Source organism: Pseudomonas sp. NPDC077408 (assembly GCF_050269105.1).
GTDB lineage: Bacteria > Pseudomonadota > Gammaproteobacteria > Pseudomonadales > Pseudomonadaceae > Stutzerimonas.
The window spans coordinates 350,304-367,699 of record NZ_JBNNHS010000003.1; the positions used below are offsets into that span (position 1 = coordinate 350,304).

The window sequence follows — 17,396 nt, forward strand, 5'->3', positions numbered from 1 at the left end:
TGGTCGAGACATGCGCCTTTTTGTTGATTGCTTTGGTGCGGGAAAGCAGTAGGCTTGCCCAAAGTAAGAAATAATAACGAGAGGCCGCCGTATGAGCCCTAATCTGAGCTTGCACCGTAAGTTTGTCTCGCCCGAGATCGTGTTTGGTGCAGGCTGTCGGCATAGCGCCGGCAACTATGCGAAGAATTTTGGCGCGCGCAAGGTGCTGCTGGTGTCCGATCCGGGGGTGGTCGCTGCCGGATGGGTCGGCGATGTCCAGGCGAGCCTGGCACGACAGGGCATCGAGTTTCACTTGTTCACTCAGGTCTCGGCCAATCCTCGCTCCGAGGAAGTGATGCTTGGCGCCGAGGTGTATGGCAGCGAAGGTTGTAACGTCATCGTGGCGGTCGGTGGCGGGAGCCCGATGGATTGCGCCAAGGGCATCGGCATCGCGGTGGCCCACGGTCGCAACATCGTTGAGTTCGAGGGTGTCGATACGTTACGGGTGCCCAGCCCGCCGCTGATCCTGATCCCCACGACTGCCGGCACATCGGCCGATGTGTCGCAGTTCGTGATCATTTCCAACCAGACCGAACGGATGAAGTTCTCCATCGTCAGCAAGGGCGCCGTACCGGACGTCTCGCTGATCGATCCGGAAACTACCCTCAGCATGGATCCGTTCCTGTCTGCCTGTACGGGTATTGACGCGCTGGTGCATGCCATCGAGGCCTTTGTTTCGACGGGCCATGGCCCGCTGACCGATCCTCACGCCTTGGAAGCGATGCGGCTGATCAACGGCCATCTGGTGGAAATGATCGCCAATCCGGCCGATATTCAACTGCGCGAAAAGATCATGCTCGGCAGCATGCAGGCCGGCCTGGCCTTCTCCAACGCGATTCTCGGCGCAGTGCATGCGATGTCTCACAGCCTTGGCGGTTATCTGGATCTGCCGCACGGCCTTTGCAATGCGGTATTGGTCGAACATGTAGTGGCGTTCAACTACGATTCGGCGCCGGATCGCTTCAAGGTGGTGGCGGAAACCCTAGGCATAGACAGCCGCGGGCTGAGCCATCGACAGATTCGTGAACGACTCATGCAACATCTGATCAGCCTCAAGCAGGCCATTGGCTTCAACGAAACGCTCGGCTTGCACGGGGTGAATCTCTCCGACATCCCGTTCCTCTCGCAGCATGCCATGCAAGACCCTTGCATCCTGACCAATCCCCGTTCGTCGACCCAGCGCGACGTCGAAGTGGTCTATGCCGAAGCACTCTGAACAGGACGATGCCCTTGCCGGGCTGCTCGGGTTAGGCACTCATTCGGCCCGCAAAAGCCACTACCCGGAACTGGTCGCTCGCCTCGAAGAGCTGGAGGCTGAGCGCAACCGATACAAATGGCTGTTCGAACACGCCGTACACGGCATTTTCCAGGCCAGCCTGCAGGAAGGTATTCGCGCAGCCAATCCGGCGCTGGCAAGGATGCTTGGCTACGAAAGCCCAGACGAAGCGTTGTGGCGCCTGACCGACCTGTCACATCACCTGTTCATTGGTGGCGAAGACGAGCTTCGGCAGATTCGGCGTACCCTGACTACCCAACAAGGCTTGTTCGGATATGAGACCCGTCTGCGGCGCAAGGACGGCAGTCCGATCGACGTCATGATGAACCTGCTGCTCAAGCCGGAAGAAGATGGCCTGGTTGAGGGCTTCGTTGCCGACATCACCGAGCGCAAGTTGGCGCAGATGCGCTTGCTACAGCTCAACGAGCAGTTGGAACACAGGGTCGCCGAGCGCACCTGCGAGCTGCGCAAGGCCCGAGACGCGGCCGAGCAAGCCAACCACAGCAAGGACAAATACCTAGCCGCTGCCAGCCATGACCTGTTGCAGCCGCTCAATGCGGCGCGCCTTTTGATCTCGACATTGCGTGAGCGCGGCTTACCGGATGCTGAAGCGAACCTGGTGGAGCGAGCACATCAGGCGCTCGAGGGCGCCGAAGACTTGCTGACTGATTTGCTGGATATCTCCAAACTGGATCAACAGGCGATCATGCCCGACATCGAGGTCTATCGCCTCGACGAAGTGTTGTTGCCCCTCGTGTCCGAATTCCAGTCAGTTGCCGAAGCCGCAGGCCTTGGCTTCGATCATTACATCCCAGCGTACGCGCTAAGCAGCGATTTCCGGCTGCTGACGCGCATTTTGCGCAACTTTCTCAGTAATGCCTGCCGCTACACCGATCAAGGCCGAGTGCTGCTAGGCGCGCGCAAACGCGGCGAACACCTGCGTATCGAGGTCTGGGACACGGGGCGAGGCATCGAGTCGGATCAGATGCAGTCGATCTTCCTCGAGTTCAATCAGCTGGGTGTGCAGCGCGCCACCGAACGCGCCGGGGTCGGGCTCGGCCTGGCCATCGTCGATCGTATTGCCTCAATGCTGGCTTATCCGATTCAGGTGCGTTCGCAGTTGGGGCGAGGCTCTGTATTCAGCATTGATGTACCGCTGGCGGATCTGCCTGAGCAGACGCCTGCCGAAGCGCCAATGCTGATGCCGGTACTTGGCAATCCGTTACCGGGCCGTCGCTTGCTGGTCCTGGATAACGAGCTGAGCATCCTGCACAGCATGGCCGCGTTGCTGGGGCAGTGGGGCTGTGACGTGCTGACGGCCACCGACCAGGAAGCGGCATTGGCCGTGCTTGACGGATCGCCGCCGGAGGTGATCCTCGCCGACTATCATCTCGATCAGGGCGTGACAGGTTGGGATGTGGTCACTGCGCTCAGGGAGCATTTTGCGCAGGCGATCCCGGCGGTCATGGTGACGGCCGATCGCAGTGACCAATGTCGCCGCCAGCTGCAAGGGTTTGATGTCCCGGTGCTGAACAAACCCGTCAAGGCCGGGAAGCTGCGATCAGTTCTGAGTCATTTGCTCAATGACCCGCGCGCAAGCTCCGACAGCTAGCGGGCGAGGCCATGGAGGCGCCCCCGCGGTGCCGGCCCCGATGTTGTGTTACCTCCGGCACGCTCAACCGCCCGCAGTACCTGCCTGAATATGACGCGGCAGGCCTACCGATATGAGTGCCGCGAGCGATACGAAGAGACTGGAAACCCAGAGGCAGGCTTCGATGCCATAAGACTGGTACATCCAGCCGGACAGCACAGTGCCGAGCAGCCGGCCCATAGCGTTGGACATGTAGTAGAAGCCTACATCAAGGGATACGCCATCCTCCTTGGCGTAGGAGACGATCAGGTAACTGTGCAGGGATGAGTTCACCGCGAACAGCACGCCGAACACCATCAGCCCGCCTAGCAACACCCATTGCGCCGAGAGCGAAGTGCCCAGGCCCAACGCTATGGCTGCAGGCAGACCAGCCAGCAGCAAAGCCCACACCAGCGCAGCACGGCCATCCGGCACCTGGCCCTGCGCGCGTCCGGTGAACAATGGCGCGAAGGACTGCACGATGCCGTAGCCGATGATCCACGCTGCCAGAAAGCCCCCCACACGCCAGTGATCCCAGCCAAAGGTGCTCGCCAGATAAACTGGCAACGCCACCACGAACCAGACATCCCGCGCGCCAAACAGGAACAGTCGTGCTGCCGACAGAATGTTGATAGCGCGGCTTTTGGACAGCATCTCCTTGAACTTCGGTTTTGCTTTCGCCTTGCCGAGGTCTTTTTTCAACAGCATCAGACTAGCGATCCAGATCATCGCCAGCACAGCCGCCATTGCCAACACCGCGCCACGGAACCCCAGCCACACCAGGAGCAGACCGCCGAGAAAGAAGCCGACGCCCTTGAGTGCGTTTTTCGAGCCAGTAAGCAGCGCCACCCACTTGTAGAGCGTCCCTTGCGCATCAGCAGGGACCAGCAACTTGATCGAGCTTTTGGCGCTCATCTTGTTGAGGTCTTTGGCAATGCCGGACAGCGCCTGCGCGGCCATCACCCACGGCACCACCAGCCAAGTGCTGGGAACGGTGAGCAGCAGCAACGCCACGACCTGTAACGCCAGACCGATGTTCATGGTCCGATTCAGGCCCAACCGTGCCCCCAGCCAGCCCCCGACCAGGTTAGTGATGACGCCGAAGATCTCGTAGAACAAGAACAGCATCGCGATCTGCAGCGGCGAATACCCCAACTGGTGGAAGTGCAATACCACGAGCATGCGCAAAGCGCCGTCGGTCAAGGTGAAGGCCCAATAGTTGGCAGTCACCACCAGGTATTGGCGAACTTCCGGAGACAGGCGGGAGAGGGCGTTCATCGGTCGAGTCCCGTGATGATTTGATCAGCGTGAGAAAAGTCGGCACACGAACATCTGCAGCGGATCAGCCGCCGTGTAGGCGGCCAACCCTAGCCTGCAAGTTTTGGCGGCATCCATCTTGCCATTCGTGCGGGTTCAGCCAGCAAGGCCCACCTTGCGCGCCAACTCCACAGTGCGGTTGGCGTAACCCCATTCGTTGTCGTACCAGGCGTAGAGCTTCACCTGCGTGCCGTTGACGACCATGGTCGACAGGGCATCGATGATCGACGAACGTGGGTCGGTGCGGTAATCGATTGAAACCAGTGGGCGCTCTTCGTAACCGAGAATGCCCTTGAGCGGACCTTCGCTGGCCGCGGCGCTCAGTAGCTGATTGACCTCATCGACAGAGGTGGCTCGCTCGACTTCGAAAACGCAGTCGGTCAATGAGGCATTGGCCAGCGGGACCCGCACCGCGTGGCCGTTGAGCTTGCCGCGTAATTCGGGAAAGATCTCCGCGATCGCCGTCGCCGAACCGGTAGTAGTCGGGATCAGGCTCATGCCCGAGGCTCGGGCGCGGCGCAGATCCTTGTGTGGCTGATCGAGGATGCTCTGGGTGTTGGTCAGGTCATGGATGGTGGTGATCGAACCATGGCGAATTCCCAGCTGCTCATGGATCACCTTGACGACCGGGGCCAGACAATTGGTGGTACAGGAAGCTGCCGTGACGATACGGTGCTGTGCCGGATCGAACAGCGCGTCATTAACACCCATGACGATATTGAGCGCCCCGGCTTCCTTGACCGGCGCGCTGACCACAACACGCTTGACTCCCTGGTCCAGATAGCCTTGAAGCACGGCCACCGTCTTCATTTTGCCGCTGGCTTCGATTACCAGATCGCAGCCGGACCAATCGGTATCTGCAATGGCTTTGTTTGCAGTGACTCGGACGCGCTTGGCATCGACGACAACGCAGTCGCCGTCACTGCTCGCTTCGTGCTGCCAGCGGCCGTGCACCGAGTCGAAGTTCAGCAGGTGAGCGTGGGTGGCTGCATCGCCGGCGGGATCGTTGATCTGGACGAACTCCAGCTCTGGCCAATCCCAGGCTGCGCGCAATGCCAGACGCCCAATCCGGCCGAAGCCGTTGATACCAACTTTGATTGTCATGGTGATTCCCTAAGTTAGGCGCCGCGAGGCGCGAACATGATGATGGCCATGCCTAGCAGTGCGACGGCCGAACCCAGCAGATCCCAGCCGGTAGGCCTGATGCCGTCGACGATCCACAGCCAGACGATTGCAGCGCCGATGTAAACGCCGCCATAGGCGGCATACACGCGTCCTGCGGCTGTGGGGTGCAGCGATAACAACCAGGCAAACAGCACCAGTGATGCCGCAGCAGGTACCAGCAGCCAGGCGCTTTTGCCTTGACGAAGCCACAGGTAGGGCAGATAGCAGCCGACGATCTCGGCGAATGCCGTGATGGCGAACAAGCCAAAGGTCTTCAGCATCAGATCAGTCGCCAAACTGTGCGAGCCAGCCGACATGAGCTGGGTGTTGAATGGCTTTGGGCCGAAGCGCCTGGACCTGATTCACGGCCGCCTCCCGGGGGATGCCCAGCTCAATGAGGATGCGCGCGGCAATCAGCCCGGTGCGTCCGGAACCGCCCTTGCAGTGGATCGCTAGCGTGGCGCCGTCGGCAAGCCGCGCAAGGATAGTGTCGCGGTGGCGCCGCCAGGCAGTATCGAAATCAGCCAGCGGGGCCTGTTCGTCGGCCACCGGCAGCTGCAACCATTCAATACCTCGTTCGGCGCAGCGCGCCGGAAGATCATCCGCCTGGTTGGCTGCCAGCTCGGTGTCCGGCATCAGCGTGACAAGCACCTGCGCACCGGCTGATTCGATTGTCGTCAGCGCTTCGCTTACGCGGGTGCCCTTGGTGCCTGGGCATGGCGTGAACATTAAGCGGCCTGCGTGACCTGGGATATTGAGAAGGTCATAGGGGTGCGACATGGTTGCCTTTCCTTGTTTCAAATCGAGCGCTGATTCACACGTGCAGACAGGGCCTCGGCCGATTCCTTGCGCTCCGAGTAGCGATCGACAAGGTAGCCGCCGCGCCCACGTATCAGCAGCGTGAACTTGACCAGTTCCTCCATCACGTCTACGACCCGGTCGTAATAGGCCGACGGTTTCATTCGACCGGCGTCGTCGAACTCCAGAAACGCCTTGGGTACCGATGACTGGTTGGGGATGGTGACCATCCGCATCCAGCGGCCCAAAACGCGCATCTGATTCACCGCGTTGAAGGATTGCGAGCCACCACAGACCTGCATCAGCGCGAGCGTCTTGCCCTGCGTCGGGCGGACCGCCCCCATGCTAAGCGGCACCCAATCTATTTGCGCCTTGAACACTGCGCTCATCGCCCCGTGACGTTCCGGCGAGCACCACACCTGGCCTTCGGACCAAACAACCAGATCGCGAAGCTCCTGGACCTTGGGGTGAGACTCCGGGGCGTCGTCAGGCAGTGGCAGGCCGGAGGGGTCGAAGATCCGTGTCTCGCAACCCATTGCCTCCAACAAGCGCGCGGCCTCCTGACTCATCAGGCGGCTGAATGAGCGTTCACGGTTCGAGCCATACAGCAACAGGATGCGTGGCTTGTGTTCCAGATCGCTCGGCAGGCCGAGCTTATCCAGGCTGGGCAGGTCGAGGCGCTCGGAATCGGTATTGGGCAAATCGTCGTTCATGTGTGTTCTCGCATCAGGGTGCCGATACGCGCCAGCTCATCTTTGAGGGCGTTTGCATCGAGCTGGCCGAGGGGGAGTGCGAGGAATGCCGCAATTCGCGCTTCGATGATCGACAGCGTGTCGTCGAATTCGCGCGCCACTGCGGCTTCCGGCGCGTCGAGTTCTGACGGGTCGGCAAGACCCCAATGTGACGTTGTAGAGGCTCCAAAGAAGACGGGGCAAGCCTCACCGGCGGCTTTATCGCAAACGGTGATAACGATGTCGGGGTGCAGTTCGACCAGGCTGTCGATCGATTTGCTGGCCAAGCCATCGCAACTGATTCCATGACGACTCAGCGCAGCAAGCGTCAGCGGGTTGACCTCACCCCGTGGCGTGCTCCCGGCGCTGAACGCGCGCAAGCCATCCGGCGCACGGTGATTGAAAACAGCCTCCGAGAGAATGCTTCGGCAACTGTTAGCCGTGCACAGAAAGAGAATATTCATTGATCTCTCCAGTTCAGCCACAGGCTGTCGCTCGGCCAGGCCGATCACGCATGTGTTCAAGGCGGTCAGCGTCAGGACTTAGCCATCGTTTATTGGCATTCAGAGTGACCCGCAGCATCTCGTGTACCCAGTCCGGCAGGTGCGGATGCAAGCGGTAATACACCCATTGACCCTGGCGTCGATCCTCAAGGATCGCGCAGCTTCTCAACTGGGAGAGATGCCTCGAAATCTTGGGCTGGCTTTCCTCAAGCGCGGTGGTTAGCTCGCAGACGCATAATTCACCCTCGCGAGCGATAAGCAGGGTCATGCGCGCTCGGGTTTCATCGGAAAGACATTTGAAAACCGTGTCTGGCGTCAGATGTTCGATCATCAGTTGTTTATCGCTTGCGCTTTACGAGGACGAACATTTTGATCCGCTCGTGAATTTCGTGAAGGGTGTGCCGGTAGGCGTCGGGTTGGGGGCTGTCTGCTGGATCCTGGAAATTCCACGTGATGAATTCTCCGGCCCCTGGAAGAGCGTGGCACTCAAGTGCCGCTTTATCACAAAGCGTGATGACGAAATCGAAAGTCTGCCCTGCAAACTCATCGACTGATTTGCTTCGTAAGCCATCAGTCGAGACCCCAAGCTGATCCAGCGCCGATTGAGCGTATGGGTCCACCGCATCAGGCTTAGTGCCGGCGCTGAATGCATCGTACTGATCGGGCGCGGTATGCCGAAGAAGGGCTTCGGCCATTTGCGAGCGTGCAGCATTGGCGACACAGACGAACAGCACGCGGGACTTGGTGGACATTGGCCTAGCCTCCATAAAAACGAAGGCCGAATATATTGTTTAGCAAATATCCTGTAAAGCGAATATATCCTTCGCAGATATTAGCTTCGGAGATTTAAAAACATACTTGCCGAAGGGATTTCATGGGTTCATATTCGGGAAAGCGAATATTAGGAGTGGTTGGTATGGAGGCAGATGGCTCATCGTCGAGCAGCCCTGACGTAATCCTGATCGGAGGCGGGCAGTCAGCTTTGGCAACAGCGTACTTCCTGCGCCGCACGAACCGATCGTTCTTGATCCTGGACGACCAAGAGCGGGCTGGCGGTGCCTGGCTGCATGGCTGGTCGTCGCTAAGGCTGTTCTCGCCTGCGGCCTGGAGCTCGATTGCGGGCTGGCAGATGCCGAGCCCGCGGACGGATACACCAACCCGTGACGACGTGATCGACTATTTATCGCGCTATGAACAGAGGTACCAATTTCCTATCGTACGCCCGGTCCATGTCAGATCGGTTACCAGGATTGGTGATCAGCTCGAGGTGCGTGCTGAGGATCGAACGTGGCGTTGCCGAGCGCTGGTCAGCGCGACCGGCACCTGGCGCCAGCCTGTTGTGCCGGAATATGCGGGCCGAGAGCTGTATCAGGGGCTGCAGATACACTCTGCCCATTATGTGAATGCTGAGCCGTTTGCGGGCAAGCGGGTAATGGTAGTCGGAGGCGGCAATTCCGGCGGGCAGATTCTCGCCGAACTATCGCTCGTAGCCGAAACGATATGGATTACCCAGCAGGAGCCCGCATTCCTGCCTGACGACGTTGATGGACGCGTTCTGTTCGAGCGCGCCACCGAACGCTGGAGAGCACAGCAAGAAGGTCGCAGCGTTGAGGATCCAACCGGCGGGTTTGGAGAGATTGTCATGGTCGAGCCGGTCAAAGACGCCCGCGCACGGGGCGTGTTAGCGGCGCAGCGACCGTTTGCTCGCTTTACGGCAAACGGGGTCGAATGGGATGACGGGCATTACGAGCAGGTCGATGCGGTAGTTTGGTGCACCGGCTTCAAACCCGCGTTAGCCCACCTCGACGGCCTGGGCGTCATCGAACCGGATGGCAGAGTCGAGGTGGACGGAACCCGATCAGTGAAGCAGCCCAGCCTGTGGCTAATGGGATATGGCGACTGGACAGGGCCCGCGTCAGCCACCTTGATCGGGGTGACTCGCTATGCGCGAACCACCGTCGAGCAGATTGACCAGATGCTGGCGGAGCCGTCACCCACGCCAGTGCTTTAGAACCCTCCGTAAGTTGAGGTACGAGGAGCTTGATGTCTACTCAATGCGAAACCATAGGAAAAAAAGCCGCGGGTGCGCCGATCGGTTTCTTCGAGCGTTACCTAACCCTTTGGGTCTTTCTCTGCATCATCGCTGGGACGCTCATTGGTCTGTTTGCCCCTGAGGCCTCACAGACGGTTGGCGCGATGGAGCTGGCCAATGTAAACATCCCGGTTGGGGTGCTGATCTGGGTGATGATCATCCCGATGTTGATGAAGATCGACTTCAGTGCGCTCCATGAAGTCTTTGAGCACCGCGCGGGAATGGGTGTGACCTTGCTCGTGAATTGGGCAATCAAGCCGTTCACCATGGCGTTTCTTGCTTGGCTGTTTCTGCGGCATGTCTTCGCCGACTGGCTACCTGCAGACCAGATCGATAGCTACGTTGCCGGGCTAATTCTGCTCGGTGCGGCGCCCTGCACGGCCATGGTGTTTGTCTGGAGCAACCTGTGTAACGGCAACGCCAACTTCACCCTTACGCAAGTGGCAGTCAACGACCTGATAATGGTGTTCGCCTTTGCGCCCATCGTGGCGTTGCTGCTGGGCGTCTCCTCGATTCCTGTGCCCTGGGACACGCTGATCCTTTCGGTAGTGATGTACATCGTCATTCCGCTGACGATTGCTCAGTTCATTCGCAGCCGTCTACGCAAGCCTGGTGAGGACAGATTTCAGGCAGCCTTGGCACGTATCCAGCCGTTCTCGATCATGGCACTGCTTGCGACGCTGGTGCTGCTGTTCTCTTTCCAGGGTGAAGCTATTGTCGAACAACCACTGGTGATCGCCATGCTGGCCGTGCCGATCCTGCTGCAAACGCTGGTGATCGCCGCATTGGGTTACTGGCTCAACCGACAGCTGAAAGTGCGCCATGACATCGCGGGGCCGTCCGCCATGATCGGCGCGTCGAATTTTTTCGAGCTCGCCGTGGCGGTCGCTATCGTTCTATACGGTTTCAACTCGGGTGCCGCTCTGGCGACGGTCGTCGGTGTGCTTATCGAGGTGCCGGTGATGCTTTGGCTGGTTCGTACCGTCAACAAAAGCCGAAGCTGGTATGAACGGGCGCTGCCGCAAGGCTGATGGGAGAAGCAGGTGGATGCTTTCAAGTGGCTCAATGACCAGCTGTTACGCATGGACTGGCTTTCCTATCTGGTGCGTTTGCTGGTCGAGGAAGTGTTCGAACTGGACTTGGCTAGCCGCCTAGGCGGCAGCCTGCACTTCTTCATATATGACGTAATCAAGATTTTCATCTTGCTGTCAGCTTTGATCTTCCTGATTTCGTGGATACAAAGTTACTTTCCACCGGAACGCACCCGGCGGATTCTCGGCAGCATGCATGGCTATAAGGCAAACCTCACTGGGGCATTGCTTGGGACGGTCACGCCTTTTTGCTCCTGCTCGTCGATCCCGTTGTTCATCGGCTTTACCAGCTCGGGGCTGCCGCTAGCCGTGACCTTCTCCTTTCTCATTTCCTCGCCGCTGGTGGATCTGGCCTCGATGATCCTGCTGGCAAGCGTGTTCAATTGGTCCATCGCGCTGGCCTACGTAGTGGTCGGCATCATCCTGGCGGTAGTTGGCGGGACGCTGATCGGTAAGGCGCAGATGGAACAGTACGTCGAAGCCTTCGTAACCCAGCACAAGGTTCTCGAGCTTCCGGGAGAGCAACTGACACTGCGCGATCGGATCGCCTATGCACGTGATCAGGTCAGCGAAATCGCTCAAAGAGTCTGGCTTTACGTACTGCTTGGGGTCGGCGTTGGCGCGGCGATACACAACTGGATCCCAGCAGACGTGATCACTGCCGCCATAGGCCAGGACCACTGGTGGTCGGTGCCGCTGGCCGTGCTCGTCGGTGTGCCGATGTACGCCGACATTTTTGGCACCCTGCCTATTGCAGAGGCGCTGGTCGGTAAAGGTGTCGGAATTGGCACTGTGCTCGCGTTCATGATGGCGGTTACGGCGCTCTCTCTGCCGTCCCTCATCATGCTAAAAAAGGTGGTGAAGGCGCCGCTGCTGGCACTTTTTTTCGGCATTGTGATAGTCGGAATCATGCTAATCGGCTATCTCTTCAATAGCTTCAGTTACCTGCTCCTCTGACCCATCCAGGAATCATTCCATGATCATCAAAATCCTTGGTACCGGCTGCAAGAAGTGCGTTGCACTCACCGAAAATACTCACCAAGCCGTCAGCAACCTCGGGATCGAAGCACAGATCGTCAAGGTCACCGATATAGCGGAGATAGCCGCGCACGGAGTTATGTCGACTCCAGCCCTGGCCGTTGACGAAAAAGTGGTGTCGATGGGGAAGGTGCTGACACCAGGGGAAATCGAGCGATTGCTGAAGGCTCGCTGAGCTGAGGAGTTGCTCATGGTTGATTTGAGCGTTCTCCCTCCTTACCTCGCGGGTCGTGCGACCCGTCTGAGCCACAGTTAGCTGCCCTGAACGCTGAGCAGCAGGACCGAATAGCCCACCGAGCCGAGCAGGAAGGCACTGAAGCGGCTGTCGCGCTCTTCGGGTAGTTCCTCTTTCAGAACGTTCAGTATGATCGATCCACCTACGAATGCCGTCAGTGCCGAAACGGCAAGCTCCGAAACCTCGCTAGCAAGGCCCAGCGTCCAGCCGGCAAGCGGCATGGCAGCGAGGAGCCAGCGACCGCGACGCCTGAATAAACCCTTATGGTCACTCTGAAGGGCGAAGTCGTTGACTAAGAAATGCAGACTCATCGCGACGCAATAGAGCATCAGTGTCGTCAGGCTACTGTTCTCACCATGAATCAACAGGTAGCCGATCAACCCGTTGTATATCGCAAACGCGCCAATGTGTAGCCAGAACACACCGGCATGCGGCTCCTGATCCGCAGGGAGACGACGGCGATGCACCTTGATCACACGCTCGACGCCATAGAAGGTGGCCAACCCAAGCAACGCCAACAGCCAGACATGATGCTCAAGATAGCTGAGCAACCACCAGTCGCTTCCGCCCAGCACTTCCTGGCCACGAGCCAGCTCCGGCAGCAGATGAACAAACACGTAAGCCACCGAAACTCCGCCAGCCATGGAGAGCCATCGGCTGCGAGGAAGACGGTTGAGCTGACGCAGACGTCCAGCAAACACATGAACGGACGCCAAAACGAAGGCTGCGACTAAGCTGCTAATCAAGAGCGATTCGCCTATTGATAAGGTTTCGATCAATAAGACAGACTTCGGTCCACCGGCACACGTTCACCTTAATGTCGCGCCGTTAGGTGGTATCGGTGGTGGCTCTGTGCCACTCTGCGATGTATGGTCTGGGTAACGCAGCAAATTTTTTGTTAAAGTTCGCCGCTTACGAAGCGAGCAGTCAGCCAGCTTCAGATTTGTACAGAACGAGGTGTCTGCTTGATTAGGGTGCTTGTGGTCGATGACCACGATCTGGTACGCACAGGCATTTCCCGCATGCTTGCCGATATCGACGGCCTGCAAGTGGTAGGTCAGGCGGAATCCGGTGAGGTGGCGATCAAGAAGTCCCGCGACCTCAAGCCGGACGTTGTTTTGATGGACGTAAAGATGCCAGGCATCGGCGGCCTCGAGGCGACACGCAAGCTACTGCGTAGCCACCCGGACATCAAGGTCATAGCGGTCACCATTTGCGAGGAAGATCCGTTTCCAACACGGCTGCTTCAAGCCGGTGCAGCCGGCTACCTGACCAAAGGTGCCGCGCTGGATGAAATGATCCAGGCGATTCGCATGGTTTTTGCGGGCCAGCGCTACATTAGCCCCCAGATCGCCCAGCAACTTGCACTGAAGTCCTTTCAGCCCAAGGTTAACGGTTCTCCTTTCGACCTTCTGTCCGAACGGGAGATCCAGATCGCACTGATGATCGCGAACTGTCAGAAGGTCCAGGCTATTTCCGACAAGCTCTGTTTGTCGCCTAAGACAGTCAATACCTATCGCTATCGCATCTACGAAAAGCTCTCGATCACCAGTGATGTCGAGCTGGCGTTGCTGGCTGTTCGACACGGCATGGTCGACACCATCAATTGATGAGTGGCTTTGATTCCTCAGCGTTCCTTGCGTCTTGCAGTGGGCGTCCCGGTGTCTACCGGATGTTCGACGCCGAAGCCAAGCTGCTCTATGTCGGGAAAGCGAAGAATCTCAAGAAGCGCCTGGCCAGTTATTTCCGTAAGGTCGGGCAAGCGCCGAAAACGGCCGCGCTCGTGGCCAGGATCGCCCAGGTCGAAACAACGATCACGGCCAACGAAACCGAAGCGCTGCTGCTCGAGCAAACGCTCATCAAGCAATGGCGGCCGCCATACAACATCCTGCTACGCGACGATAAGTCGTATCCCTATGTATTTCTTTCAAGTGGCGATTTTCCTCGGCTCAGCATCCACCGAGGCGCCAAGAAAGAGATCGGCCGCTATTTCGGCCCGTATCCCAGCGCCGGAGCGATTCGTGAAAGCCTGAGCTTGTTGCAGAAAGCTTTTTTCGTACGCCAGTGTGAAGACAGCTATTACCGAAATCGTACCCGTCCATGCCTGCAGTATCAGATCAAGCGTTGCAAGGCTCCATGCGTAAACCTCGTTGACGCGGAAGAATATGCCGAAGACGTTCGTCATTCGGTCATGTTTCTGGAAGGGCGCAGCAATGCCCTGGCGGAGGAGCTTTCCAAGAACATGGAAAAGGCCGCTATGGAGCTTAATTTCGAGCGTGCCGCGGAGATACGGGACCAGATTGGCATCCTGCGACGCGTCCAGGACCAGCAGAGCATGGAGGGTGGCAGCGGCAACGTTGACATCGTCTCCGCCGTAGTGAGCCCGGGTGGCGCCTGCGTTCATCTAATCAGCGTGCGCAGCGGTCGAGTACTGGGCAGCAAGAATTTCTTTCCTCAGGTTGCCATCGAAGAAAGCGTCAGCGATGTGCTCCAGGCGTTTCTGGAGCAGTATTATCTCAGCTCTATGGAGCGCGATCTGCCCTCCGAGCTGATCGTCAATGCGGTACATGAAGACTTCGAAACCCTGATTAGCGCGGTATCCGAGCTCCGTGACGTCGAGTTGATCATCACCCATCGAGTTCGCGGTACTCGGGCGCGTTGGCAACAGCTGGCGCTGACCAACGCCGAACAAGCGCTCGGCGCGAGACTGGCGAGCCGTCAGCATCTGGCTGCACGGTTCCAGGCACTGGCTGAGGCGTTGGATATGGATGAGCAGCCGAGCCGGCTGGAATGTTTCGACATCAGCCACTCCAGTGGCGAAGCGACCGTCGCATCCTGTGTGGTTTTCGGCCCGGAAGGGCCACTGAAGTCCGACTACCGGCGCTACAACATCGAAGGCGTCACTGCTGGCGACGATTATGCGGCGATGCACCAGGCGCTCTCGCGCCGCTTTAAGAAAGCAGCCGAGGGGGAGGGCAAGCTGCCCGACATCCTGCTGGTGGACGGCGGTAAGGGCCAGATGAAAATGGCTCGCGAAGTGCTACAGGAGCTGGCAGTGCCTGACTTGATTTTGTTAGGTGTGGCGAAGGGCGTTACCCGCAAGCCGGGTCTCGAGACGCTGTACCTGAACGATGCAGCACATGAATTTACATTGCCGGGCGATTCACCTGCGCTCCATCTGATCCAGCAGGTGCGCGACGAAGCCCACCGTTTCGCAATCACCGGTCACAGAGCGCGGAGGGGAAAAGCGCGTACAACCTCGACTTTGGAAGGTGTGCCTGGCATCGGACCGAAACGCCGCCGAGAACTGCTCAAGCACTTCGGTGGTCTTCAAGAACTCAGCCGTGCGAGCCTTGACGAAATAGCCAAGGCTCCAGGTATCAGTAAAAAGCTTGCCGAGTCGATTTATGCCGCTCTGCACAGTGAGTAGAATCCCCTCCTAAATCCGCGGACCAGTGGTATCGATGAACATCCCAAACATTCTCACCGTGCTACGCGTACTGCTGATACCGATCATCATCCTGTTGTTCTATTTGCCTTTTCAGTGGAGTTATCTGGCGGCAAGCGCCGTTTTCGCCATCGCCGCCGTCACTGACTGGCTGGACGGATACCTCGCTCGTAAACTTCAACAAAGCACGCCCTTTGGCGCTTTTCTTGATCCGGTCGCGGACAAGCTGATGGTTGCCGTGGCCCTGGTTCTGCTGGTCGAAGAGCATTCGAACCTTTGGCTGACCCTGCCGGCCGCGATCATCATCGGCCGGGAGATCGTGATTTCAGCGCTGCGCGAATGGATGGCAGAACTGGGCGCTCGAGCGCAGGTGGCGGTGTCCAATTTGGGCAAGTGGAAGACAGCAGCACAAATGGTGGCGCTCATCATCCTGCTCGCCAATCCTCCGCTGACGACCGTCTGGGTTGGATTGGGGTATGCGTTGCTCATAGTCGCCGCGGGCCTGACGCTGTGGTCGATGGTGAATTACCTGATGGCCGCCTGGCCCCATCTCAGTCCTACGGAAAAGAAATAAAAACTTTTTTAATCAAGGGCTTGACGGGGCGTCCTGAAACTATAAAATGGCGCCCGTCACCAAGACGATGCGGGAATAGCTCAGTTGGTAGAGCACGACCTTGCCAAGGTCGGGGTCGCGAGTTCGAGTCTCGTTTCCCGCTCCAGTTTGTTGACGATGACGCCGCTGTATGCGGCGTTATCGTTTGAGGCCGGTTGGCAGAGTGGTTATGCAGCGGATTGCAAATCCGTGTACGCCGGTTCGATTCCGACATCGGCCTCCAGTAATAAAGAAACCGCAGGCGAAAGCTTGCGGTTTTTTTATGCGCTCAATTTGTGGCTCGCCAAAACTTTCGCGTTATCTAATTAGCGTCATTGGCGAAACGCATCCGCTCTAACTCGGAACTGTAGCGGCTCGGGCGGTGACTGAAACATAGAGAGTCTGTTTAGGGGACGTCTATGTCAGATGTAATGAGCTACCTCGCCATTGCGCTTGCCGGCATCGTTATCGTGCTGGATCTGTTAGCAATCATCAGTGTATTTAAAAGTGATAGAAGCGTAGGGGCGAAAGCACTATGGGCGCTGGGCATCGCTATCTTTCCGATACTCGGATTGGTGTTCTGGCTAATCGTCGGTTTTCGCCATCGGCATTGAATTGATGACGTTGAGCTATTGGTCCGTGCCCGCTAGGCCGTATATAGACGCGGCGTAGTGCCGTTCGGGTTGCGCCTCGACCAGAGCCTCGTTATAGTCCTGCGCCGCGATTGTGATCGCGCATCACCGTCCCGCCCGGATGGCGAAACTGGTAGACGCAAGGGACTTAAAATCCCTCATCCGAAAGGGTATGCGGGTTCGATTCCCGCTCCGGGCACCATCGGGACACACTGATACCTTGGTATCTAAACCGGCCATCGCAGCCGGTTTTTTCGTTTTGAGCCTCAATCCTCGACGCCATTGGCGCATTGCATGTGACCAGTGGCAACGCATCTTCGTGAACGCAGGGCCGCCTCACTCCTCTTATCTGTAAGCATTCGCTGCGCGGAGGAGATCAAGCGATGGGCAACAAACCAGATGATCTATCGACCCAGAATAACGATGCATCAAGAGCCGAACGTGCGGGCACAGATGACGTAATCATCCCCGGCTCGCCACCGCCACTAGGATCCGAGCGGACGGATGTCAGCCCAGGCGGCGAAGCCGGAGTGGACGAGCTACCGGAAAATGACGGCACCACGCCACGAAACAATCCCAAGGAAGGGCAGGTGATGGACGGTGTGCCTGACATCGAACCAGATAGGGCAGAACTGGATGACGCGCCGAACCCACGCTAGTGATCGCGCAATAAAAAGCCCCGCACGAGGCGGGGCTGTAGGCGTCTAGCCAGTCGTTCCGTTGTCCTTTGATTCGCATGCCTGCGAATGATCCTTTTAGGGCCTCCCTGTCCCTCTGCGCCTCCTGCGCTACTGGTGAACAGAGTAGGGG

20 protein-coding genes and 3 tRNA genes are annotated in these 17,396 nt (G+C 58.3%); 14 read left to right on the forward strand and 9 right to left on the reverse strand.

Annotated elements, in window-relative coordinates; genetic code table 11:
• The first annotated feature begins 91 nt into the window (after positions 1-91).
• Complete coding sequence (gene ercA, locus ACQKEK_RS10885; RefSeq protein WP_499142593.1) at positions 92-1,255, forward strand: alcohol dehydrogenase-like regulatory protein ErcA; 1,164 nt, start codon at positions 92-94, stop codon at positions 1,253-1,255.
• Positions 1,239-2,927, forward strand: a complete 1,689-nt coding sequence (locus tag ACQKEK_RS10890) for a PAS domain-containing hybrid sensor histidine kinase/response regulator (protein WP_499142595.1) — start codon at positions 1,239-1,241, stop codon at positions 2,925-2,927. Before ercA ends, ACQKEK_RS10890 begins: the two co-directional genes overlap by 17 nt.
• Before the next feature lie 63 nt (positions 2,928-2,990).
• On the opposite strand, the gene arsJ is transcribed toward ACQKEK_RS10890, so the two are convergent.
• From arsJ to ACQKEK_RS10930, 8 genes are all read right to left on the reverse strand, one after another.
• Positions 2,991-4,223 carry an organoarsenical effux MFS transporter ArsJ gene (arsJ, locus tag ACQKEK_RS10895; RefSeq protein WP_499142596.1) on the reverse strand — a complete coding sequence of 411 codons (1,233 nt, stop codon included), beginning with the start codon at positions 4,221-4,223 and terminating at the stop codon, positions 2,991-2,993.
• Positions 4,224-4,358: 135 nt separating this feature from the next.
• Entirely contained in the window at positions 4,359-5,366 is a 1,008-nt protein-coding gene (locus ACQKEK_RS10900) for an ArsJ-associated glyceraldehyde-3-phosphate dehydrogenase (protein ID WP_499142598.1), read from the reverse strand.
• A gap of 14 nt (positions 5,367-5,380) precedes the next feature.
• Complete coding sequence (locus ACQKEK_RS10905; protein WP_499142600.1) at positions 5,381-5,707, reverse strand: YnfA family protein; 327 nt, start codon at positions 5,705-5,707, stop codon at positions 5,381-5,383.
• A gap of 4 nt (positions 5,708-5,711) precedes the next feature.
• Complete coding sequence (locus ACQKEK_RS10910) at positions 5,712-6,206, reverse strand: phosphatase domain-containing putative toxin (RefSeq protein ID WP_499142602.1); 495 nt, start codon at positions 6,204-6,206, stop codon at positions 5,712-5,714.
• 17 nt (positions 6,207-6,223) lie between these two features.
• The gene (gene arsH, locus ACQKEK_RS10915; RefSeq protein WP_499142603.1) at positions 6,224-6,937 is read right to left on the reverse strand and encodes an arsenical resistance protein ArsH; all 714 of its coding nucleotides are present in this window, start codon (positions 6,935-6,937) and stop codon (positions 6,224-6,226) included.
• Entirely contained in the window at positions 6,934-7,419 is a 486-nt protein-coding gene (locus ACQKEK_RS10920) for an arsenate reductase ArsC (RefSeq protein ID WP_499142604.1), read from the reverse strand. Before ACQKEK_RS10920 ends, arsH begins: the two co-directional genes overlap by 4 nt.
• A 13-nt stretch (positions 7,420-7,432) precedes the next feature.
• A complete protein-coding gene (locus ACQKEK_RS10925; RefSeq protein ID WP_499142605.1) occupies positions 7,433-7,789 on the reverse strand; it encodes a metalloregulator ArsR/SmtB family transcription factor in 357 nt (118 codons plus the stop codon).
• 7 nt (positions 7,790-7,796) lie between these two features.
• Positions 7,797-8,210, reverse strand: coding sequence for an arsenate reductase ArsC (locus ACQKEK_RS10930; protein WP_499142606.1), 414 nt, complete (start codon positions 8,208-8,210; stop codon positions 7,797-7,799).
• Positions 8,211-8,374: 164 nt separating this feature from the next.
• Here ACQKEK_RS10930 and ACQKEK_RS10935 point away from each other — a divergent pair, with 164 nt between their 5' ends.
• The 4 genes from ACQKEK_RS10935 to ACQKEK_RS10950 are packed head-to-tail and all read left to right on the forward strand — an operon-like array spanning position 8,375 to position 11,854.
• Positions 8,375-9,469 carry an ArsO family NAD(P)H-dependent flavin-containing monooxygenase gene (locus ACQKEK_RS10935; protein WP_499142607.1) on the forward strand — a complete coding sequence of 365 codons (1,095 nt, stop codon included), beginning with the start codon at positions 8,375-8,377 and terminating at the stop codon, positions 9,467-9,469.
• Positions 9,470-9,501: 32 nt separating this feature from the next.
• On the forward strand, positions 9,502-10,581 hold the full coding sequence (gene arsB, locus ACQKEK_RS10940; protein WP_499142609.1) for an ACR3 family arsenite efflux transporter: 1,080 nt from the start codon (positions 9,502-9,504) through the stop codon (positions 10,579-10,581).
• 12 nt (positions 10,582-10,593) lie between these two features.
• On the forward strand, positions 10,594-11,598 hold the full coding sequence (locus ACQKEK_RS10945) for a permease (protein ID WP_499142610.1): 1,005 nt from the start codon (positions 10,594-10,596) through the stop codon (positions 11,596-11,598).
• 19 nt (positions 11,599-11,617) lie between these two features.
• Positions 11,618-11,854, forward strand: coding sequence for a thioredoxin family protein (locus ACQKEK_RS10950; protein ID WP_499142611.1), 237 nt, complete (start codon positions 11,618-11,620; stop codon positions 11,852-11,854).
• Between the two features lie 77 nt (positions 11,855-11,931).
• Here ACQKEK_RS10950 and ACQKEK_RS10955 read toward each other — a convergent pair whose 3' ends face one another.
• Positions 11,932-12,657, reverse strand: coding sequence for a hypothetical protein (locus ACQKEK_RS10955; RefSeq protein WP_128121448.1), 726 nt, complete (start codon positions 12,655-12,657; stop codon positions 11,932-11,934).
• A gap of 222 nt (positions 12,658-12,879) precedes the next feature.
• Between ACQKEK_RS10955 and gacA the strand changes: the two genes are divergently transcribed.
• The 8 genes from gacA (at position 12,880) to ACQKEK_RS10995 (ending at position 17,245) form a co-directional block, all read left to right on the forward strand.
• Positions 12,880-13,524: a response regulator transcription factor GacA gene (gene gacA, locus ACQKEK_RS10960; RefSeq protein ID WP_181690034.1), complete on the forward strand. Its 645-nt coding sequence runs from the start codon at positions 12,880-12,882 to the stop codon at positions 13,522-13,524.
• Positions 13,524-15,344 (forward strand): excinuclease ABC subunit UvrC, encoded by a 1,821-nt coding sequence (gene uvrC, locus ACQKEK_RS10965; protein WP_499142612.1) that lies wholly within the window; start codon positions 13,524-13,526, stop codon positions 15,342-15,344. The genes gacA and uvrC overlap by 1 nt, the downstream gene beginning before the upstream one ends.
• A 34-nt stretch (positions 15,345-15,378) precedes the next feature.
• A complete protein-coding gene (gene pgsA, locus ACQKEK_RS10970; RefSeq protein WP_064482294.1) occupies positions 15,379-15,936 on the forward strand; it encodes a CDP-diacylglycerol--glycerol-3-phosphate 3-phosphatidyltransferase in 558 nt (185 codons plus the stop codon).
• A 69-nt stretch (positions 15,937-16,005) separates the two neighbouring features.
• A tRNA-Gly gene (locus tag ACQKEK_RS10975) sits at positions 16,006-16,081 on the forward strand.
• Between the two features lie 43 nt (positions 16,082-16,124).
• A tRNA-Cys gene (locus ACQKEK_RS10980) sits at positions 16,125-16,198 on the forward strand.
• A 175-nt stretch (positions 16,199-16,373) separates the two neighbouring features.
• On the forward strand, positions 16,374-16,568 hold the full coding sequence (locus ACQKEK_RS10985; protein WP_499142613.1) for a PLDc N-terminal domain-containing protein: 195 nt from the start codon (positions 16,374-16,376) through the stop codon (positions 16,566-16,568).
• Positions 16,569-16,701: 133 nt separating this feature from the next.
• Positions 16,702-16,788, forward strand: a tRNA-Leu gene (locus ACQKEK_RS10990).
• Between the two features lie 181 nt (positions 16,789-16,969).
• Complete coding sequence (locus ACQKEK_RS10995) at positions 16,970-17,245, forward strand: hypothetical protein (RefSeq protein ID WP_499142614.1); 276 nt, start codon at positions 16,970-16,972, stop codon at positions 17,243-17,245.
• The last annotated feature ends 151 nt before the right edge of the window (positions 17,246-17,396 follow it).

Coding starts and splice junctions, on each gene's coding strand:
- ACQKEK_RS10925 (WP_499142605.1), bottom strand. CDS start 7,789: ATGATCGAACATCTGACGCCAGACACGGTTTTCAAATGTCTTTCCGAT.
- pgsA (WP_064482294.1), top strand. CDS start 15,379: ATGAACATCCCAAACATTCTCACCGTGCTACGCGTACTGCTGATACCG.
- ACQKEK_RS10900 (WP_499142598.1), bottom strand. CDS start 5,366: ATGACAATCAAAGTTGGTATCAACGGCTTCGGCCGGATTGGGCGTCTG.
- ACQKEK_RS10910 (WP_499142602.1), bottom strand. CDS start 6,206: ATGTCGCACCCCTATGACCTTCTCAATATCCCAGGTCACGCAGGCCGC.
- ACQKEK_RS10935 (WP_499142607.1), top strand. CDS start 8,375: ATGGAGGCAGATGGCTCATCGTCGAGCAGCCCTGACGTAATCCTGATC.
- ercA (WP_499142593.1), top strand. CDS start 92: ATGAGCCCTAATCTGAGCTTGCACCGTAAGTTTGTCTCGCCCGAGATC.
- uvrC (WP_499142612.1), top strand. CDS start 13,524: ATGAGTGGCTTTGATTCCTCAGCGTTCCTTGCGTCTTGCAGTGGGCGT.
- ACQKEK_RS10985 (WP_499142613.1), top strand. CDS start 16,374: ATGTCAGATGTAATGAGCTACCTCGCCATTGCGCTTGCCGGCATCGTT.
- ACQKEK_RS10920 (WP_499142604.1), bottom strand. CDS start 7,419: ATGAATATTCTCTTTCTGTGCACGGCTAACAGTTGCCGAAGCATTCTC.
- arsJ (WP_499142596.1), bottom strand. CDS start 4,223: ATGAACGCCCTCTCCCGCCTGTCTCCGGAAGTTCGCCAATACCTGGTG.
- arsB (WP_499142609.1), top strand. CDS start 9,502: ATGTCTACTCAATGCGAAACCATAGGAAAAAAAGCCGCGGGTGCGCCG.
- ACQKEK_RS10930 (WP_499142606.1), bottom strand. CDS start 8,210: ATGTCCACCAAGTCCCGCGTGCTGTTCGTCTGTGTCGCCAATGCTGCA.
- ACQKEK_RS10890 (WP_499142595.1), top strand. CDS start 1,239: ATGCCGAAGCACTCTGAACAGGACGATGCCCTTGCCGGGCTGCTCGGG.
- ACQKEK_RS10995 (WP_499142614.1), top strand. CDS start 16,970: ATGGGCAACAAACCAGATGATCTATCGACCCAGAATAACGATGCATCA.
- arsH (WP_499142603.1), bottom strand. CDS start 6,937: ATGAACGACGATTTGCCCAATACCGATTCCGAGCGCCTCGACCTGCCC.
- ACQKEK_RS10950 (WP_499142611.1), top strand. CDS start 11,618: ATGATCATCAAAATCCTTGGTACCGGCTGCAAGAAGTGCGTTGCACTC.
- ACQKEK_RS10905 (WP_499142600.1), bottom strand. CDS start 5,707: ATGCTGAAGACCTTTGGCTTGTTCGCCATCACGGCATTCGCCGAGATC.